This window comes from Paenibacillus macquariensis, assembly GCF_900156375.1.
Taxonomy (GTDB): domain Bacteria; phylum Bacillota; class Bacilli; order Paenibacillales; family Paenibacillaceae; genus Paenibacillus_AQ; species Paenibacillus_AQ macquariensis.
In genome coordinates this window covers 210,917-228,996 of sequence record NZ_FTNK01000005.1, presented here as the reverse complement: position 1 = coordinate 228,996, position 18,080 = coordinate 210,917, and the positions used below count along the sequence as shown (strand labels likewise).

The 18,080-nt window shown below is 44.4% G+C and carries 12 protein-coding genes; 5 read left to right on the top strand and 7 right to left on the bottom strand.

The genetic code is table 11. From position 1 onward, the window contains the following. The first annotated feature begins 1 nt into the window (after nt 1). Complete coding sequence (locus tag BW961_RS11870; RefSeq protein ID WP_068587141.1) at nt 2–1,813, top strand: cache domain-containing sensor histidine kinase; 1,812 nt, start codon at nt 2–4, stop codon at nt 1,811–1,813. A gap of 51 nt (nt 1,814–1,864) precedes the next feature. Here BW961_RS11870 and BW961_RS11865 read toward each other — a convergent pair whose 3' ends face one another. Beyond that, nucleotides 1,865–2,875, bottom strand: coding sequence for a Gfo/Idh/MocA family protein (locus tag BW961_RS11865; RefSeq protein WP_068587136.1), 1,011 nt, complete (start codon nt 2,873–2,875; stop codon nt 1,865–1,867). Nucleotides 2,876–2,902: 27 nt separating this feature from the next. After that, nucleotides 2,903–3,745 carry a sugar phosphate isomerase/epimerase family protein gene (locus tag BW961_RS11860; RefSeq protein ID WP_068587134.1) on the bottom strand — a complete coding sequence of 281 codons (843 nt, stop codon included), beginning with the start codon at nt 3,743–3,745 and terminating at the stop codon, nt 2,903–2,905. Nucleotides 3,746–3,908: 163 nt separating this feature from the next. On the opposite strand from BW961_RS11860, the gene BW961_RS11855 reads away from it, so the two are divergent. After that, the gene (locus BW961_RS11855; RefSeq protein ID WP_244555939.1) at nt 3,909–4,817 is read left to right on the top strand and encodes an AraC family transcriptional regulator; all 909 of its coding nucleotides are present in this window, start codon (nt 3,909–3,911) and stop codon (nt 4,815–4,817) included. A gap of 61 nt (nt 4,818–4,878) precedes the next feature. On the opposite strand, the gene BW961_RS11850 is transcribed toward BW961_RS11855, so the two are convergent. Together BW961_RS11850 and BW961_RS11845 are read right to left on the bottom strand one after the other, a co-directional pair. Further along, complete coding sequence (locus BW961_RS11850; protein WP_068587130.1) at nt 4,879–6,783, bottom strand: beta-N-acetylhexosaminidase; 1,905 nt, start codon at nt 6,781–6,783, stop codon at nt 4,879–4,881. A gap of 85 nt (nt 6,784–6,868) precedes the next feature. Continuing rightward, nucleotides 6,869–7,729, bottom strand: coding sequence for a helix-turn-helix domain-containing protein (locus BW961_RS11845; RefSeq protein WP_068587128.1), 861 nt, complete (start codon nt 7,727–7,729; stop codon nt 6,869–6,871). Between the two features lie 130 nt (nt 7,730–7,859). On the opposite strand from BW961_RS11845, the gene BW961_RS11840 reads away from it, so the two are divergent. Genes BW961_RS11840 through BW961_RS11830 form a run of 3 tightly spaced genes read left to right on the top strand, consistent with a single transcriptional unit; the run spans nt 7,860 to nt 10,689 of the window. Continuing rightward, on the top strand, nt 7,860–8,897 hold the full coding sequence (locus BW961_RS11840; protein WP_068587125.1) for a Gfo/Idh/MocA family protein: 1,038 nt from the start codon (nt 7,860–7,862) through the stop codon (nt 8,895–8,897). A 21-nt stretch (nt 8,898–8,918) separates the two neighbouring features. Beyond that, entirely contained in the window at nt 8,919–9,797 is an 879-nt protein-coding gene (locus BW961_RS11835; RefSeq protein WP_068587121.1) for a sugar phosphate isomerase/epimerase family protein, read from the top strand. A gap of 34 nt (nt 9,798–9,831) precedes the next feature. After that, on the top strand, nt 9,832–10,689 hold the full coding sequence (locus tag BW961_RS11830) for a sugar phosphate isomerase/epimerase family protein (RefSeq protein WP_068587115.1): 858 nt from the start codon (nt 9,832–9,834) through the stop codon (nt 10,687–10,689). Nucleotides 10,690–10,819: 130 nt separating this feature from the next. Here BW961_RS11830 and BW961_RS11825 read toward each other — a convergent pair whose 3' ends face one another. From BW961_RS11825 to BW961_RS11815, 3 genes are all read right to left on the bottom strand, one after another. Next, nucleotides 10,820–13,561, bottom strand: coding sequence for an alpha-mannosidase (locus BW961_RS11825; RefSeq protein WP_068587110.1), 2,742 nt, complete (start codon nt 13,559–13,561; stop codon nt 10,820–10,822). 67 nt (nt 13,562–13,628) lie between these two features. After that, nucleotides 13,629–16,754: a beta-galactosidase gene (locus tag BW961_RS11820; protein ID WP_068587109.1), complete on the bottom strand. Its 3,126-nt coding sequence runs from the start codon at nt 16,752–16,754 to the stop codon at nt 13,629–13,631. Next, entirely contained in the window at nt 16,751–18,070 is a 1,320-nt protein-coding gene (locus BW961_RS11815) for a glycoside hydrolase family 125 protein (RefSeq protein ID WP_068587108.1), read from the bottom strand. The genes BW961_RS11820 and BW961_RS11815 overlap by 4 nt, the downstream gene beginning before the upstream one ends. Between the last annotated feature and the right edge of the window lie 10 nt (nt 18,071–18,080).

Sequence of the window (18,080 nt, the reverse complement as noted above, 5' to 3'; positions counted from 1 at the left end):
AGTGAATATATTCAGACGACTGTCCCAACGGTTTCAAATGAGACATGTGAACCGTCAAATATTCATTCTTATGATCTGCACAATTACGATACCTCTCACAATCATGTCAGGTATTGTTTATTTTTTCTCACTTCAGACGGTCAAAAATGAATATCAGGATAGCGCAAACCTTATCCTAAATAATCTATCCTTTAATATTGATCAGTATCTTCAAAGTATAGAAAAAGGGACACTCACCGCACAACTGGATGGTCAGCTTCAAAGCTCTCTTGTAAACTGGGCTGACAATCGGGCAAATCATATTGAAGATATAGGTATCCAATACAGAAGTGTAATCGAGCATTTCGTAAGCACCATTGAGATGACGATCAAGAATGTCGATAGTGTACAGATTTACGCAGGTGATCGCGTCTTTTATTCTGTTAACTTTAATCAAGCAGATTATGATGATAGTAATTTCCTTCAGGAAAATTGGTATAAACAGACCCTAGCGAGCCGAGGTAAAATTGTTATATTTGGTACGCATAAGCCCTTCCACCGCCTTAACTCGAAAGAGCCTGTTATGTCCATTGCGCGAGTCATTAATAAAACAGGTAGTAAACAACATCTTGCCATCATTCTAGTCGATATCAGACTGGATTCCTTACGTGAAATCTTAAACCTATCAGAGAATAGCAATCGTAAATTTCTCATCGTTGACGATAAGGGTAGCGTTATCTATTCATCCGAGGAGAATCAAGAGAATCCGCTTGTTCTATCCAATTCAGACTACGCTTCGCTAGAACGCGTGCTAGCCAATGATACAGGAAGCTTCTATGCGCCATTTGCGGGTAAGCAATCCTATCTTGACTTTATTACCTCACCTTATTCTGGATGGAAGGTCATTCAATATATTGATGAGCAGGAGATGGCGAAAGATGCCAATATGTTCCGCTTGATCATATTGGGATTTGCCTTCTGCTCGTTGGTTACAGCACTCCTATTTATGTATATCTTATCTGCACGAGTAACGAAACCTATTATTCTGTTAAGCAGACAAGTAAGGTCCGTTGGACTCGGTAAGTTCGATGTCAATCTACGCAGTGACCGTCAAGATGAATTCGGCGTTCTCTATAGAGGCATACGTAAGATGGTTGAAGACCTACAAAGTCATATTGAAAGATCATCCAATATGATCGCCCAACAGAAGATTGCACAATATGGGGCACTCAAGAGCCAAATCAATCCTCACTTTCTCGCAAATGCACTAGAATCGGTCCAGATGAAAGCCGTGCTTAGCGGACAAAGAGACATTGCAGAAATGGTGGGACTACTCGGTAAGTTATTTCGCATTCATATCCAAACAGGCAAAGATATCGTCTCGCTAAGCGATGAACTTGTTCATACCCGCTTATATATTAAAGTACAACAAATGCGCTTCGGAGATAAAATTCAATACTCCGAAAATCTCGCTCCAAATAGCGATACAGCGAATGTTTTACATTTCTCTTTACAACCCATTATCGAGAATGCCATTGTGCATGGCTTGGAACGTCGTGTCAGTACCGGCCTACTCGAAATTTCCACAACGGTACAAGATAACTGCTTGCTGATTAAGATCAAGGATAATGGGGCTGGGATGGATGAGACTCAGATTACTGGGCTACGCGAACGCCTTATGGATACCTCGGATACGTTAGGAGAAGCACATATCGGTATCAAAAATGTTCATGACCGTATCCGTTTTTATTTCGGCGATCAATATGGTATTGAAGTGGAAAGCTCCCTTGGAGCAGGCACCACCGTTACGATTCGTATTCCTTACAACGAATAGAAGGAGCATCCCTATCACGGGATGCTCCTTCTTATATGGATGATAACTTTCTTATAATACTTCCAATACACCTGATTGATCAGCAGAGCGCATTTCCGCTTCAATGATTTCTAAAGTAGCTACGGCGCTTTCCGGTGTACATATTGTTACTGGTTCACCATCCATGATGGATTGAAGGAAGTATTTAATTTCACGATAATAACCCATATCGCTCGACAGTTCAGCAACAAAACTTGGAGCATCCTTTGGATTAACCGTTACTATATTATTCTCAAACACGAGGTTTCCACCTTCAAAATTCACACGATAAGACATAACTAGGCCATGATCCCCTTCAAGGGTCCAATCTGCTTGTGCATTTACTACCTTATTGTCCGGATAAATATAGTTGGTAGAGACCATATCATAGCCACTGCCCGGAATAATGTTACGAGCAATCGACGACACTTTTTCTGGTTTGCCGAACAACCAATGAATCATATCTGCATCATGAATATGCATGTCCATGATACAGCCACCACTCTTCTCGCCTTCGAGGAACCAACCTTGTGGGGCACCTGATCCGCGGAAGAAAAGTCCTGCGGTAGCTTTACCATACCGTCCATCCTCAACGCATTCTTTCGCGTATTCATAAGCAGGCCAGAAGCGCAAACATTGCCCGATCATCAGTGTTTTCTCGTTACGTTTCGCCGCCTCTACCATGCGCCACGCATCCGTAGAATTACCTGCAACAGGTTTCTCGCAAAATACATGTAACCCTTTGTCCAGCAAGCGGCACGTGATCTCCGCATGTAAATAAGTAGGAAGGGCTACGTCAACGATATCAAACTCTTCATTCTCCAACATCGTATCAATATCATCATATAAACGGTATGGTGTTAAATCGTATACTTCCTGTTCCGTTGCAATGTTGCCCGATGCCGTTCCTTGCTTCAGCTCTTCAATCCGTAGATCACAAATGGCTACCAGTTGAATCTGTAAGCCCTCAGATATTAGTCGAACATAGTTATCAAAGTGCATACGCCCCATAAATCCAAATCCAATGAGTCCTATCTTTTTCATATTAAAAACCTCCATTTATCATTTGAATTATTTACGTCCCAATATCGCATCCATCGCACCCGAGGTATTGTATATGATTTGCTCAGAGTAATGATTGTAAGGCGGGATCATCTCTGCCGTTACGTAGTTGTCATACCCAATCGCTCTGAGTGACTCCATAACCACCGGATAGTCCACATCGCCTGCTAGAAGATCAACAAATCCATGCAATCCTCCCGCTTGACGACGGTAATCCTTGAAATGTACTTTTTTAATCCGATGACCCAAAATACGTATCCAATGCTCCGGATATCCATTCTGCAAAGCGTTACCTACATCAAAGTACGAGCCTACGTAGGTTGAATCAATTTCATCAATAAAAGAACGCATTTCGAGTGGTGTTAGCAGAAATTTATTCCAGACATTTTCAAGTCCGATAGATACGCCTGCACTCTTCGCATAGGGCACAAGCTCTGCAATCGACTCCAGCGCCCGTTCGTATGCTCGTTCATAATCGGTAACTTCAGCGTTAGGAATGAAATCTACCCCGACAGCACCGGGAATGACTAATATCGTATCGACTTCTAGTGCTGCTGCCAGCTCCAATTGTTTCTTACATACGTCGATTGCTTTGCCCTGAATCTCCTTATTCCCACTTGTCATCGGATAGTCCCAATACAGACCCGTAGCTAGTCCAGCAATCTCTAGTGAAGCATCTTCAATCCTCGCCTTGATCTCACTAACTTCCTTATCCCCAGAGTTAAGACTAAGCTCGCCCGTTGCATTCAAAGACAACTCGATACCATCAAATCCTGCTTGTTTGGCTAACGTTATACAATCGGCTATAGATGAGTCTCCCTTAAACGACCAAATGTTAATTCCCTTCTTCATCAAAAAAACCTCCATTTTAGCTATTTCAGCTGTATTGAGTATCTCTGAACAACATGTAATAATAGCTATATAATAAACGATTATTCATGATATTTATTTAGCTGTATTAGCGAATATTTGTACAATTCCGTTATCAATTCTAAATCGATTTCAAGGAGTGTATATGATGGATAAACTAAGGGATACTTATCTACTACAGCGTTCAGCTTCTTTCCAAGAATGGTCGCCAAGTATTCATTACGCACAATTCCAGCGCGTACCCACCAGCATTTTTCCCAAACGAAGACTATACGATTTCGAACTTCTCTATGTCGTCCAAGGTCAAGCTGTCACAACTATGCACGGACAACGCTTCAACATTTACGCCGGACAACTTATCTTCCTACCTTCTGGCGTATACCATCAGAATGAGATTGTTTCACAGCCGGATGCGCGTTTTATTGGTATTCATTTCGATTTCTTCCATGAGCTTAACAATATGACAGAGGCCGATTTAATCGTCGACGAAGATGATATTCATCTAAATAAGTTCGGACTCGAAGCCTGTTCAGACATATTCCCTCCCTTGTCGTCGCAAGTCATCTATACGCCCTCCCTTGTTTGCGTTCAACTCATGGAGCAGCTTGTAGAAGAATTTACGATGCGCAAGCTAGGTTACGAACTTGTCTGCAAGTCACTAATGATGAATATTTTGGTTCACTTAATGCGCAATTCCACATCTCAATCCTTAATCACTTCATCTGCGCATAGCACAAAGTTAGCAAAAATCGTTGAAGAAATAGAATCTGCTCCTTCAGAACCTTGGTCGAACCAATCGATTGCAGATGCCTTGTGTTTAAGCATCGATTACACTGCCAAGCTCTTTAAACAAACCGTAGGATTACCACCCAGTGAATATATTCAATCCATTCGCCACCGTGAAGCGCGGAGACTGCTACGTGAAACCGATACGACTATAGAACAAATCGGAGCACAAGTCGGTTATCCAGATATTCATTATTTCAGTCGTATGTTCCGTCGGCATGAGGGGATTTCCGCAAGTGAATACCGCAAGCTTTCTCGGATTCTTTAGAAACACAAATAAATCGCCTAGTCCATCATTAGAGGACTGAGCGATTTATTTGTGTCTAGAATTACGTTAGGGATCCCGCGGTTACGATCACCTGATATGATGCGTTCACATTCAGGGGTGCAGTAGGTACACCATTCTGATCAAAGATCAGACGTTGTACTTCCAACTCCTCCAATTCCTCCACCTGACCTCCGACATAATCCATAATCCGATCGCCTGTAGACTGTATACGAGCCATTAAGCCACCATACCGGATGTCGAGTACTTCCCACCCAAAGGCCTTGTAAGTGATCATCCACATCCTGCGGTGAGCCACACGCAATGCCTCAACGTGACGATATAACTCTGGAAGCTCCGCGTTGACAATGTTCGTGAGTTGATCCATCTGTCTTTCATCGTAGAACCGTTTAATACGTATACCCAATGTGGATTTCAGAGCAAGTACACCTGCCAGTTTCTCATAAGTTTCGAATAAACAATTAAACGGGGCTGGCATCGCTTCCTTGTAAGAGCGCCATTTCTGCTCCAGATCGGCATAATATCTAGGGATCACTTTCTCATTGTCCTCATCGATGTGTCCGTCGAACAATCCCATCATTAAATCCTGCCACAGCAAGAATTTCGAAGGATTGGCCATCCAGTGATTTCCCTCATCGACACCCGGAATTTCATCCATATATTTGAGCGAAACAAGCGGATCAAATAGATCGAGACCTGTGCAAGCTTTTAGACGTTGACCAAGACGTTCGTCATCGACCTCGTCCCCATATCCATGCTCAGCAAATAGCTGCAAGCCTGCAAGAATGACATAATGATTGGTTTCGTTACCATTATCACCCCATGCAGTTGAGAACACTTCCTTCAATCCTTTGTTCTTAGCAGCATGTAATGCCGGATGACTGGTTGTCCATGTTTTTCCGTAATTCGGTGCTATGGAATTCCACATATGAATCCCGCCTGCCAAAATAGGGAGTGACCCGAACTTAAGATGCATGTCATAAATTTTCTCGTAACCTGCTTCGTCACCTTTACCGTAATCCCAATAAACAAATTGCACACCATCCGGGATTTGGTCCATATTATCATCAGAGAAATCGGCATTTACGTTATATAAATGTCCTTGATAGTCGTTCGCAAGTAAGTTGAAATACATATCGCTCCAGATCATCGGATGAAGTCCAAGCTTGGTTGTCATAGCGAGCACCTTACCCACATGGTCGTTCATAATTTCGAATCGATCGCGAAAGCCATGCTCCCTCAAATACCGTCCGAGTCCAACCTGAAACGCTTCATCCATTCCGATATGAATCCGTTTCGAGCGGAATGTCTTTGCGGCTGTCGTGATCATTTGCTCTATAAATTCATATGTTTTGGGCTCACCAGGAAGGAGAATGTCGTGATGATCCTTTATCTGTCCAGCATAGTCCCATTTCAGCGCATGATGAAGGTGACCTAACGTCTGGATACAAGCAATCATTTCGATCCCGAACATATCCGCATAATCGTCCAACTCACGCAGTTCCTCCATCGTATAACGACCACGCATGTATCCGAAATACGGAAGTTCCTCTATTTCATATGTATCTTCTGTGTACATCATCAATCCGTTCAGACCCATGACTGCCATATAACGAATAAACTGCTTAATGGTATTCACTCGCATGACCCCGTTACGAGATACATCCAGCATCGTCCCGTTGAAATCGAATCTAAGTTGTTCAGTCACCTCAAAGGAATCACCCGCTTTGGTATGTTCTATAAATAGTCCAAGTGCACGATAGAAATGAATTTTGTTCTGATAATGAATGACTCCTTGGCCGTCGCTGCATGAAACACTCAGAGGACCATCCTCTTGAATGACCTCAATAACCAAGCCCCCTGGATCAATCTGTAATCCCAACATGTCTGCCAACTGAGCGACACCCTGGGCCATGCTCGTCGTCAATCCTTTAAAATATACTCTCATTGCTCTACCTCCATCTGTCTGACTATAGTTTGATTGCATGATATCAAATGAAACTTATACTTTCTTATATTTTGCTGAAAAGGTGTTACTGACCAACTCTCCCACGGTAGTTCCTTGGAGAAAGACCTGTTATACGTTTGAATACTCGGGAGAAATAGAACGTATCTTTATAACCGAGCGCTTCACCCACTTCCTTTACAGTCAGCTCCGAATTGAGCAAGATATTCTTTGCTTCTGCGGCTTTGAGACGGTGAAGAAATTCATTCAAAGGGAATCCTGTATACTCATGAATGATTCTTCGTAGTGTGGACACTGAAATATGATGTCTTGCCGCCATATCCTCAGGCTCTTGTGATAGGTGAAGTGAATGAGAGATATCATCGATGACTTTCAATACTTGGCTCCCTCGATTACCTGCTTCACTCTTATCACTTTGAGCAACAAGTTCATACAAGAAAGATTCCAACATCATGGATGCGCGGTCCAGATTACTCGGGACACCACTGTCAATGAGCATGAACATCAATTCCATCTTATGAATAAAAGCTTCATCAATGTCCGCATGCTTAAGAAGTCCGGGATCTGTTAGCCAATTCTCAAGCCACTCGTCTACTCTAACGCCGTCTACTGTAAAATAATACTCATCCCAATACCCATCCTTATGCGGACCATAATTAAAAATAGCACCAGGATATAGACAGAACCAACTTCCTGCTTCAACCGCCTGTCTCTCACCACCATTCACCTGATAAAAACCACCACCACCCGTAATCATGACGAAAGCCCAGGATTTGAAATTTGCATCTATTCTTTGGAGTGTCCTTGCCGGTAAATGTCCTGAATTTACAATGGTAAGCGACTTGATTTTCAGTTTGCTTGAATCTACCATCGGGTTATATACTCGGATCGGATGATTACTGATCATATAGTCCATATATTTTGTCATCCTAACCATTCTCCCCTTTAAACAAGTATGTTAAATTAATCTTACATGAACAAATAAAACATGTCTATGCAAAATAATGAGCTAATCATGAAAAAAATGCATGGATAATGAAAGGATGTAAACGTACACAATGAACCCAATAAAAATAGGTCTTATTGGTAATGGGTCGATCTCCGAATCACACTTGCACGCCTATCAAGCCAACCCGAAAGTAAAACTGTGGGCAGTCTGCGATTTGAACGAAGAGAGAGCCCGTAGAACAGCTGAGAAATCTGATTATCATGAACTCCTTGCCAACTCGGAAGTACAAGCGGTAAGTATCTGTACCTGGAACAATTCACATGCTGAGATCAGTATTGCCGCTCTTGAAGCCGATAAGAATGTATTGTGCGAGAAGCCACTTTGCAAAACAGTAGACGAAGCTCTAAAAGTAGAAGAGGCTGTACGGAAGACAGGTAAGATGCTTCAGGTCGGTTATGTCCGTCGTCACGCTTCTAATATCGCTGTATTAAAGAAATTTATTGATGCTGGCGATCTTGGTGACATCTACTTCGCCAAAGCTAGCATGATTCGCCGGCTCGGCAACCCAGGGGGCTGGTTCTCCGATAAAGATCGCTCAGGCGGAGGCCCACTTATCGACATTGGTGTACACGTGATCGATCTGTGCTGGTACTTGATGGGCAAACCTAAAGTCAAATCAGTCAGCGGTAACACCTACTCTAAACTTGGCAACCGCTCTAATATAGAGAATTATGACTTCTATCAGGCGGCAGATTATGACGCAACACGTAACGATGTTGAGGACATGGCAAATGCATTGGTCCGATTTGAGAATGGAGCATCCTTATTGGTGGATGTGAGCTTCTCCCTTCATGCGAAGCAAGATTCGGCCCAAGTCAATCTTTATGGTTCGAAGGGCGGTGCGGAAGTGGAACCGAAATTGTCGATCGTGACGGAACAACACAACACTATGATCAATATCGAACCACAAATCACCCAACCTGCATTTGATTTCCAAGGAAGCTTCCAGAATGAGATCAACCATTTTGTAGACAGTTGCTTGGGTATTATCGAAACGAACAGTCCCGTGGAAGATGGCGTAGAAATGATCAAAATACTAAACGCTATTTATCAATCGGCTGCTGAAGGTCGCGAAATTCAATTCTAATTTGAAGGAGGCAAGATTGAGATGAAATTAAACAACAAAATCGGTGTCATTGTAGACAGCTTTGGTATAGGTGTTCTAGAAGGTCTGAAAAAGGCAAAAGAAGTAGGTGCGGATGGCGTACAAATCTATGCCGTAGCTGGCGAAATGGACCCTGCTATGTTAAATGCTGCTAAACGCAGAGAACTTCGTAGTTATATCGACGGTCTAGGGCTCGAAATTTCAGCGCTTTGCGGTGATTTGGCTGGTCATGGCTTCCAAGATGCTGAGGTGAACCCTGAAAAAGTCGAGAAATCCAAACGAATTCTTGATTTGGCTGTAGAGCTCGGTAGTAACATCGTAACAACTCATATTGGTATTGTGCCGGACGACAAGAACAGTCGTATTTATGACGCCATGCAACGTGCATGCGATGAACTCGGAGTGTATGCGAAGAGCATGAATGCCTATTACGCGATTGAGACGGGTCCTGAACCAGCTGCTCATTTAAAGAGCTTTCTAGATACGTTGCATACCAACGGAGTCTCCGTCAATTTCGATCCAGCAAATATGGTCATGGTCACTGGTGATGATCCAGTTGAAGGCGTCAAGACTCTGAAGGACTACCTTGTGCATACCCATGTCAAAGATGGCAAACGCCTACGTACTGTTGACCCTAGAGACGTGTATGGTTATCTTGGTTACGGTGCAATGGATCATGCCAAAATCGCTGAAATGGCAGCATCCGGTGCCGCTTTTGAGGAAGTTCCACTTGGTGAAGGTAAAGTTGATTTCAAAGCCTACTTCGCAGCACTTCAGGAAATTGGTTACAACGGCTATTTAACAATTGAACGAGAAGTCGGAACAAATCCAGAAGAAGATATCCGTAAAGCGGTCTCTTTCATCCAAGCATATCGGGGTTAAAGCAAACAATATATTGCCAAAGGAGCAAATCATCATGAAATTAGGCGTTAGTTCTTATAGTTTGTATCAAGCTATGGCAGCAGATAACATGAGCATTCAGGACGTTATTTCTTGGGTAGCCGACATTGGCGCTCAACATATCGAAATCGTTCCGTTTGGATTCGATTTCAATAGTAATCCCGAATTGGAAGATCAAATTCGCGAAAAAGCAGCAGAAGTAGGCATCGCTATTTCCAATTATGCCATCGGAGCGAACTTCATCACGGATACAGAAGAAGCTTATGAGGCCGAAATTCAACGTGTCATTAGCGAAGTAGATCGTGTCCATCGCCTTGGAGCAAAACTAATGCGCCATGATGTAGCTTCACGCCAAGATACGTCCATTGCTCGATTCAATGAAGATTTATCCCGCATCGCGCATGCTTGCCAGCGTATTGCTGATCATGCTAAGCAATATGACATTACGACAAGTGTAGAGAACCATGGTTATTACGTACAAGCAAGCGACCGTGTACAGGCTCTCATTCATGCTGTAGACCGTCCTAATTTCAAGACGACGCTTGATGTCGGGAACTTCGTATGCGTGGATGAAAACCCAATATTCGCTGTGAAGAATAATATTAATTACGCATCAATGGTGCATATTAAAGACTTCTACATCCGTCCTGCTGACCGTAACCCAGGCGAAGGTTGGTTCAAGAGTGCTGGAGGCGAATTCCTACGCGGAGCAATCGCCGGTCAAGGAGATCTCAATTTATATGAAATTCTGCGTATCGTGAAACAATCCGGTTATGACAATTACATGTCTATTGAATACGAAGGCATGGAAGAATGCCGCAAAGGTACCCAAATTGCCTTTAATAACGTAAACCGAATCTGGAACGAAGTATAAAGTACAGTACATGCCATTATTATCCGCACAATAGAATCTTAATTCATACACAAAAGGGGCTACTCCTCGTCATCTACAATGACTTGGAATAGCCCCTTTTTCTTATCTTTTAAATCCTATTAACCTCGTTCTAGCGTCGAATACCAACCGTTACAATTTCACATGGACCGATCTCTAAGGACAAAGCTCCTGCTTCCTTGCTGGAAATTGGCTGACTCGCCTCTTCCAAAATCGTGGTCTTATAGAAATGCTGTTGCGGAATAGAAGAATTAAACGTCAGGTCTGTCTTCTTCTGACTCATGTTATACCAACGAAGAAGCATATCTCCAGTCTCCTGGTTCATTTTAAGTGAGGAGAATGCAAGTTCTTTGTTCTCCCATTCAAATGGTGTATATACTGGAGCAATTACTCCTTCATGAACATCCGTCTGACACACTGTCCAAGGAATCTGGAACTGATATGCCTCTGCATAAGCACCTGAAGTCATACCATTACCGTTGTGTGGGATAAGCTCCATACGTACGGTGTGTTCCCCGAGACATTGCGCTTCCGGTGTAGGGAACAAGCCCCAGTCTCCAAGTTCTCCCACACTGCGTAGCAACGTGATTGCAATCGTGTTACGACCATCTCGAAGTACTTCATATTCGTTCAATCCAAAGTTAGCGACCGTAAGACCAGCGTTATCATCACTCATATCCACAAAGGCCTGCTGATGTTGCGTGTTACTCGGATTAGACCACTCTGCAGCTGGCTCGATATCACGCTCAGGAATCTCGAACATGGAATCCACATGATGCACGGTGTTGTTAATATCCGTTGGGAACAACGCACGAACTCTATGATCCTTAGCAAGGTTGTCTATCGTTGTTTCGATGTGCACGCCCTTACCGCCACGCTCTAAGCTAATTACAGTGCGAAGCTTCAGAATGACAGTGCGACTGCTGCGCTGTGCTTTACGCTCTGGATAGTACACCAGTGCCCGCTGTTCCTCGTCAAGCAAATCATCTGCCGAAGCAGGAATTTCCCAGTCATGCTTAATTTCCACAGAAGCTCGGTAAGATGTATCTTCCAAGACGGAAATGTTCGCTTTAAGACCTTTTGTCGTCAAAGCCTGTTCGTTCACTGGCTGCATGTACATGTACTCGTTACCGATATCACCAGTGTTCTCGTACACACCAAGATCCAAGTAAGTCTTGCCACTATTTTTGTCAATCAATGTGAATGAACCATCATCTTTGATCTCTACCTTAAGTGACTTATTCTCCATTACCCGGTCTCCTTGAAGCAGGGAATCAACCGCTAATGGCAATGCGTCAGTACGACGGATCCAAGCGTATGAGCGAAGACCCAATGCCGGAACTTCTTCTGACTGGAATGTAAGTTTTACTCGGCGACACATATACGGCTGGCGGAACATGTCATCTGGCAAGTCGTAGCCAAACTGAAGACCCAAATCCTCCATTGTGTATGCCAAGACATTTCCTTGTTCGTCTACAAGTACACGACCACTCAAGTCGAGCTCTTTCATACGACGAGATGTTTCTTCCAGAGTGAAACCTTCTCTCAAATACAGACGCGCTGCGTCAAGTACGATGCTCACCGTACCGGTGCGGCTCCAACCCGTCATATTCATGACAACAAACGGAAGAACGTCCTCACCATATTTAGCGAACCCAGAAGTATTCACAGCAGATGCAATAGCAAGCTTACTATCGTCAACAATGGTTTCCGTTACATGGCGGCTTTTATCAAAACGAGTAACCATTTCACGGTGTACTTCATCTACGCTACAACCACAAATGCTGTCATGCGGGTGATTCTGCATCAACGTCTTCCAAGCATAGGTGAACAGATGATGAGGATATTCCTTGCCCAGCACTTGAGCGAACGTAGCAAGTGGCTCAGCTAACTTCTCTAGCATAACCTGTCCTTCTTGATTCATCTGTTTCAAATAGACGCGAGCTGATGCCGTGTTTACTAGCGTTCCCCATCCGTCTGTGCGCTGGCTACGTAGCTCGCCTTTTACAGAAGAAAGGTTGTCGAGATCCATTTCTCCCTCAACTGCCTTAAGATAATCTGGGAAATTCGAATGAACAAAGTCGATATCCGGATACAACTTTTTAGCCGTTTCGATCGCTTCCGGCAAATCCAGTTGAACAGGTTGGTGATCGCAACCATTCATGAATAGTAGCTCACTAGTAGATGCGAACTTCTCCACATCAGAAAGCTTACGCTCCCAGAATAATTTTGCTTCAGCTTCATCTACAGGTACTTCGTTTCCGTTCGAATACCAGTTGGCAAACAGAATTCCAAGCACTTTAGATCCGTCTGGACCTTCCCACACAAGCTCAGAGAACGAAGACTCATAACCACCATCGGATACGGTATTATTGAATCCCGTTGGTTTCACACCTCGTCCGAAAAAGGCATTCGTGATCCCAGATTGTTGCATTAACTGTGGAGTCTGACCAACAAGTCCGAAGGTGTCAGGGAAATAACCGATCTTAGCTGGCTCTCCATATCGCTTCGAATCCTGATGACCGATCTGCATATTACGTACGTTCGCTTCACCGCTTGTCAGGAACGCATCTTGTAGGATGTACCAAGGTCCAATCAGAAGGCGTCCTTCTGTAATATATTTCTGCAGACGCTCTAAATTCTCAGGGCGAACCTGTAGGTAATCTTCCAAAATAATCGTTTGTCCATCGAGAAAGAAACTCTTGAACTCGGTCCCTGAATCTAACTTATCCAGTAATGCATCAACCAATTGTACAAGACGCACGTGGTGCTTCTCATAAGGTAGATACCATTCACGGTCCCAGTGTGTATGTGAAATGATGTGAGCAGTCTGACGTTTACTTGATGCTTCCATTGTGAGAACCCCCTAGTATGAAATACGTTCTACGTTAAACAGACGCTTAACGTAGAACCTGAGATTATTAATTTACGTTGATTTCAACTTCATGTGGACGATAGACGCCAATTAGGGATCCGGTTGTGTCTGTTGCAAAGAGAACAGAACGTTCCTGCTCAAGCACGAACGCATACGTTCGACCAGTAACAGGATCCTTCACCTCGATCTTCGCATCCAAAGCGTACTCCGATACGAAGGTGAAGAGTGCTCCATTAGCGAAGCTCAACTTGCGCCCGTAGACACCAGCCAAATTACCACCGCTAACCCATTCAAGCTCACGCTCCACACCTGCAACGTCCATCGCGTAGCGATATAGTGCAGCTGTAGTATCTTTCTGACCACTTAGTTCAACAGGTAGTGGACTCCAGATGAGTCGTCCCTTTCCAAGTGGAATGTTCACGACAGAATCTCCGATGGCGTTATCTAGTGATCTGTGAACGGACGCTTCTTTCGTCACCTCTGCAATGCGTCGGTGACCGAAAGATACAGGTAATGCTTGCCCCTGAAGGTCAAGTACTTCTTCACGGCGTACATTGCGTAACTCCCGCTTGCCCAGGATATCGCTCAGGCGATCCGTTGGGCGCCAGTAAGCATCAATACTCAGTGGACCAGTGGCAAGTAGCACTGCCCCTGTCTCCTCAACAATACGGATCAGCTGTTCCATCGCCGCATCGTCAAAGTTATGCGCGCTCGGCAGCATAATAAGCTTCACTGGATTCTTTTCCAAGTCATCCAAGTGGTATTCAGAAGCACCACGGAAAGGTACCTTGAGGTCATATGCAAGAATACGCGTTAGCTGCGTTGTAGCATCAAAGGCCAACTTACGGTTAGAGAAGTCGTTGGAATAAGGGAATACCGCCGCAACCTCTTCTAACTTCCGATCACCAAACACATCACGGATACCTTCAATAAACTGACCGAAATCATAAGAAACGTTCGCCTCCGGTTTCTCCGTTCCATCCGCTCTCAGCGCCCCGATATGGGACTCATTCGCATTATCCATATAGAAATTCGTGTTCCAGATCCAGTGTACAGCTCCTGCTCCGGCAGTCCCAAAGGCATAGGCGTACTTACGTTCCAGCAAGCTGTGTAGCTCTTGCTCCGAACGTTTAGCTAGTCCATCTGGGGTTTCGACGTACATGACGCCTGTCTCCTGAATAAGATTTGGCTTATTCGGGGTCTTGGCAAAGATGCCATCCCACGTCAGATAGTCGTTAAACCACCATGAATGCACGGTCGTGTAATCTACCGCTTCTTCGTAGAAGAACGGTGAAGGACGTTGCGCTCCTAGCCCTTCATCCTGGCCAACCGTTACCATATGACCTGGACATTGTTCCTTAATCGTATCATTTAACTGCTTCGCCCAACGGTTATGCATATCCATGGAGAATAAGCAGTAATCAAGCCAGCGTGTTCCCCGCTTAGCATTGTGCATATCTTGCACGTCGAAGTTAATCTCTGATGATTCCGGAAGTTGTGCCGAAGCAAAGCTCGGAAGTTCATCTGGCGTCATATTCCAACGTTCCTGAAGCACTTCGATCACGCCATGTCTCGCTTGAAGCCATTCTACGAAAGCTTGGCTCTCAAAGCGGTCATGACATGAACTCGGACCCGCTGAGAAAATACGTACCGGATCAAACATCGACGGTTCATTGATCAGATCCCAATCCACATTGGATGTCTCTTTATGACGAGATACGATAGAACGGATGAATCTCTTCTGGGCTTCCACACTCTGTGGATCCAGATAAGGATTCACGCCTCCCCACGTTTCGGGTGTGAAAGAGAAGAATGTAAAGGTTACCTGAAGGTCGTTCTTCTTCGCCGTCATGATAAAGGCATCAATCGCGCGTAGTACATCTTCCGATACGTGACCATCGTCTTGCATCACATTACGATAGGCTGTCCAAATACCCGTGCGAATCCAGTTAATTCCTGCCTTACGCATCTGAGCCATATCGCGATTCCATACAGCAACATTTGGAAGGAACAGAAATTTCCGAGCCACATCACTTGTCATATAGGTCATCCCTACTACCGGTAGTGGGCGACCATCCTTTATGAAATAATCTCTTCCAGCCGTTACAGGTTCTCCTGCTGCTAGCATCTCAGGAGCATGTCCCCAGAAGCCTTGACGCAGCACGCGAACTTCACCATCACTTGCTTCTGCTTGGCATTCAATCTGGTACAGACCGCTTCTGATTTCCAAAGGAACAGGAATACGAACGATGTTCAGTTCAGCATTAGCCTGCATCTCCATGTTGTGAGACCAACGTAGGGAGGCATCTTCTTCATGTTGTACCGTAATCGTGAACTTCCATGGTTCTTCCTTCTGGGAAGATGCTATTGCCCGTTCAAGCTGTTGGATCTGAAGTGTGAGCATCGCTCGTTCACCTGACTCATAGGATCCGTAGGTTGGTTTAATCCACATTTCTGTAACGCCCTTAGCGCAGAAATCAGCCCATGTCTGTATCGCGGATAGACCCTCTTGTTCCCCTAAAGAAGCAGTCACTGGTGTATTTACGAACAACCAGCGCGAACCTCCAAACAACCCGAGTGTGTTCTCCCAGAGTACTACTGGAGCAGCCATTTCCCTGCCGTCCATCACAAGTCCTTTCAGTAGCGGATAAATCCGTGTGCTCATCGGACCTGAGGAACCCATTTGATGCGGTAGATCACTCGTCTTCGTCGTATGTGGTACAAGGTTCCATGTATCCGTACTCGGTGTGAACAGGGACTCTTGACCCTTAAGCAAAGGAATGTCATCCGATGCCACTAGCGATTGGATGCTTGAGCAATCAACGCGTAGAGCCTCATGAATATACAGCTGCTGATGATAAGAAGTCTGTTCTGCTTCTACATGCCATTGTCCGCCTTCGCGGCGAACTGGATGTTTGAATGGGGCACCACCGATGCTGATCAGCCCGCCGCCTCTTTTCAAATAGTCAAGGATGTCCGACCATGCCAATTTCGGAAAATAAGGTGCATGCATGTTGATGAAACAACCGCCTTCGGTTCCCCGAAGTGCTTCTGCAAGCTGATCCCCATTCACAATCGTGCCGAAACGACTCATCGATTCGATAGCCTGCTCAGATATTGAACCAAAAATCGGAAAATCCGAATCGTAAAATATGACTATCGGTTTGCTCATAGAAGGTCCTCCTTCATCGCTTTGTAGACAAGCTGGGAGAACAGACTATTAGACCAAGCAAACCATTTTCTAGTGAAAATACTAGGGTCATCAACATGGAAACCTTCGTGCATAAATCCTGTGTCTGCATCTGTCGCCTCTAGCATCGCAATCATTTCTAGCTTCTCTTCCTTCGTTGAAGCCGTCAATCCTTGCATAGACAACGCCATATGCCAGATGTATCCTTTTGGAGTATGCGGACTGCCAATACCTTTAGCTGCTGAACCTTCAAAATAAAATGGATTCTCTTTACTCAAAGCAAAACGTCTCGTATTCTGATAGATTTCATCGTCTGCCGTAACATAGCCCAAATAAGGGATAGACATAAGACCCGGTGTACCCGCATCGTCCATCAAACAGAAGTTGCCAAAACCATCTGTTTCGTAAGCATAGATTGGTCCGAATGTCGGATGACGGTAAATACCGTATAACTGGATCCCATGATCAATATCTGCTTCCAGCGCTTTAAGCTCGTCCAGAAACTCGATGTCACGGAATACCCATTCCATAATTTCCTGCATCTGACGCAATGCAACAACAGCGAACATATTCCCTGGAATGTTGTAGTGGAAGTCACAAGCATCATCACTTGAGCGGAACCCAGACCATACCATACCAGTATAGTTGACAGGCATACCCATTCCGTCGTTACGTAGTGAGTCTTCTGGAATACCGTTATTACGTGTGAAACGGTAAGGGGACAATTCGAAATGGCGTTGCTCTGTTTTAAACAAGTTGAAGATCTTAACCATAGCTGCCTTAAATCCGGCATCGAATATATCAGTCAATCCTGTTTCTTTCCAATAAGCATGCGCTAGACGCATAGAGAAACATAGAGAATCGATCTCGAATTTACGTTCCCATACCCATGGGGACATTTCCGTGATATCGGCTGTGCTCCAATGCCAATCATTCGCTGTTTCATTAAATGCATTCGCATACGGATCGATATGAATATATTGAATATGACGCTTAATTAACCCACCAATAATACGCTGAAGATCAGCATCATTCTTTGCAAATGGGATGTAGTGCATAACCTGCTCCACAGAGTCACGAAGCCATGAAGCTGGAATATCTCCAGTAATCACGAATGTTGTTCCGTCATCCATAAGCTTAGTCGTCGTCTCAAGCGTATTCGGGAAACAGTTCTTGAACAGTTGTAACAATTTAGGGCGATGAGCCAATTTCTCCTCTGCCTCGTTTAATACCTCTTGAATAGCCTGCGGAAGTGGAAACTTCGGCATTGTGATCGTTGGAAGTCTGAATTGTTCCATCATGGTCACT

Excerpts from the sequence above, each read along its gene's own strand:
- BW961_RS11825 (WP_068587110.1), bottom strand. The coding sequence starts at position 13,561 with ATGGAAGCATCAAGTAAACGTCAGACTGCTCACATCATTTCACATACA.
- BW961_RS11850 (WP_068587130.1), bottom strand. The coding sequence starts at position 6,783 with ATGAGAGTATATTTTAAAGGATTGACGACGAGCATGGCCCAGGGTGTC.
- BW961_RS11830 (WP_068587115.1), top strand. The coding sequence starts at position 9,832 with ATGAAATTAGGCGTTAGTTCTTATAGTTTGTATCAAGCTATGGCAGCA.
- BW961_RS11855 (WP_244555939.1), top strand. The coding sequence starts at position 3,909 with ATGATGGATAAACTAAGGGATACTTATCTACTACAGCGTTCAGCTTCT.
- BW961_RS11865 (WP_068587136.1), bottom strand. The coding sequence starts at position 2,875 with ATGAAAAAGATAGGACTCATTGGATTTGGATTTATGGGGCGTATGCAC.
- BW961_RS11815 (WP_068587108.1), bottom strand. The coding sequence starts at position 18,070 with ATGGAACAATTCAGACTTCCAACGATCACAATGCCGAAGTTTCCACTT.
- BW961_RS11835 (WP_068587121.1), top strand. The coding sequence starts at position 8,919 with ATGAAATTAAACAACAAAATCGGTGTCATTGTAGACAGCTTTGGTATA.
- BW961_RS11860 (WP_068587134.1), bottom strand. The coding sequence starts at position 3,745 with ATGAAGAAGGGAATTAACATTTGGTCGTTTAAGGGAGACTCATCTATA.
- BW961_RS11845 (WP_068587128.1), bottom strand. The coding sequence starts at position 7,729 with ATGACAAAATATATGGACTATATGATCAGTAATCATCCGATCCGAGTA.
- BW961_RS11820 (WP_068587109.1), bottom strand. The coding sequence starts at position 16,754 with ATGAGCAAACCGATAGTCATATTTTACGATTCGGATTTTCCGATTTTT.
- BW961_RS11840 (WP_068587125.1), top strand. The coding sequence starts at position 7,860 with ATGAACCCAATAAAAATAGGTCTTATTGGTAATGGGTCGATCTCCGAA.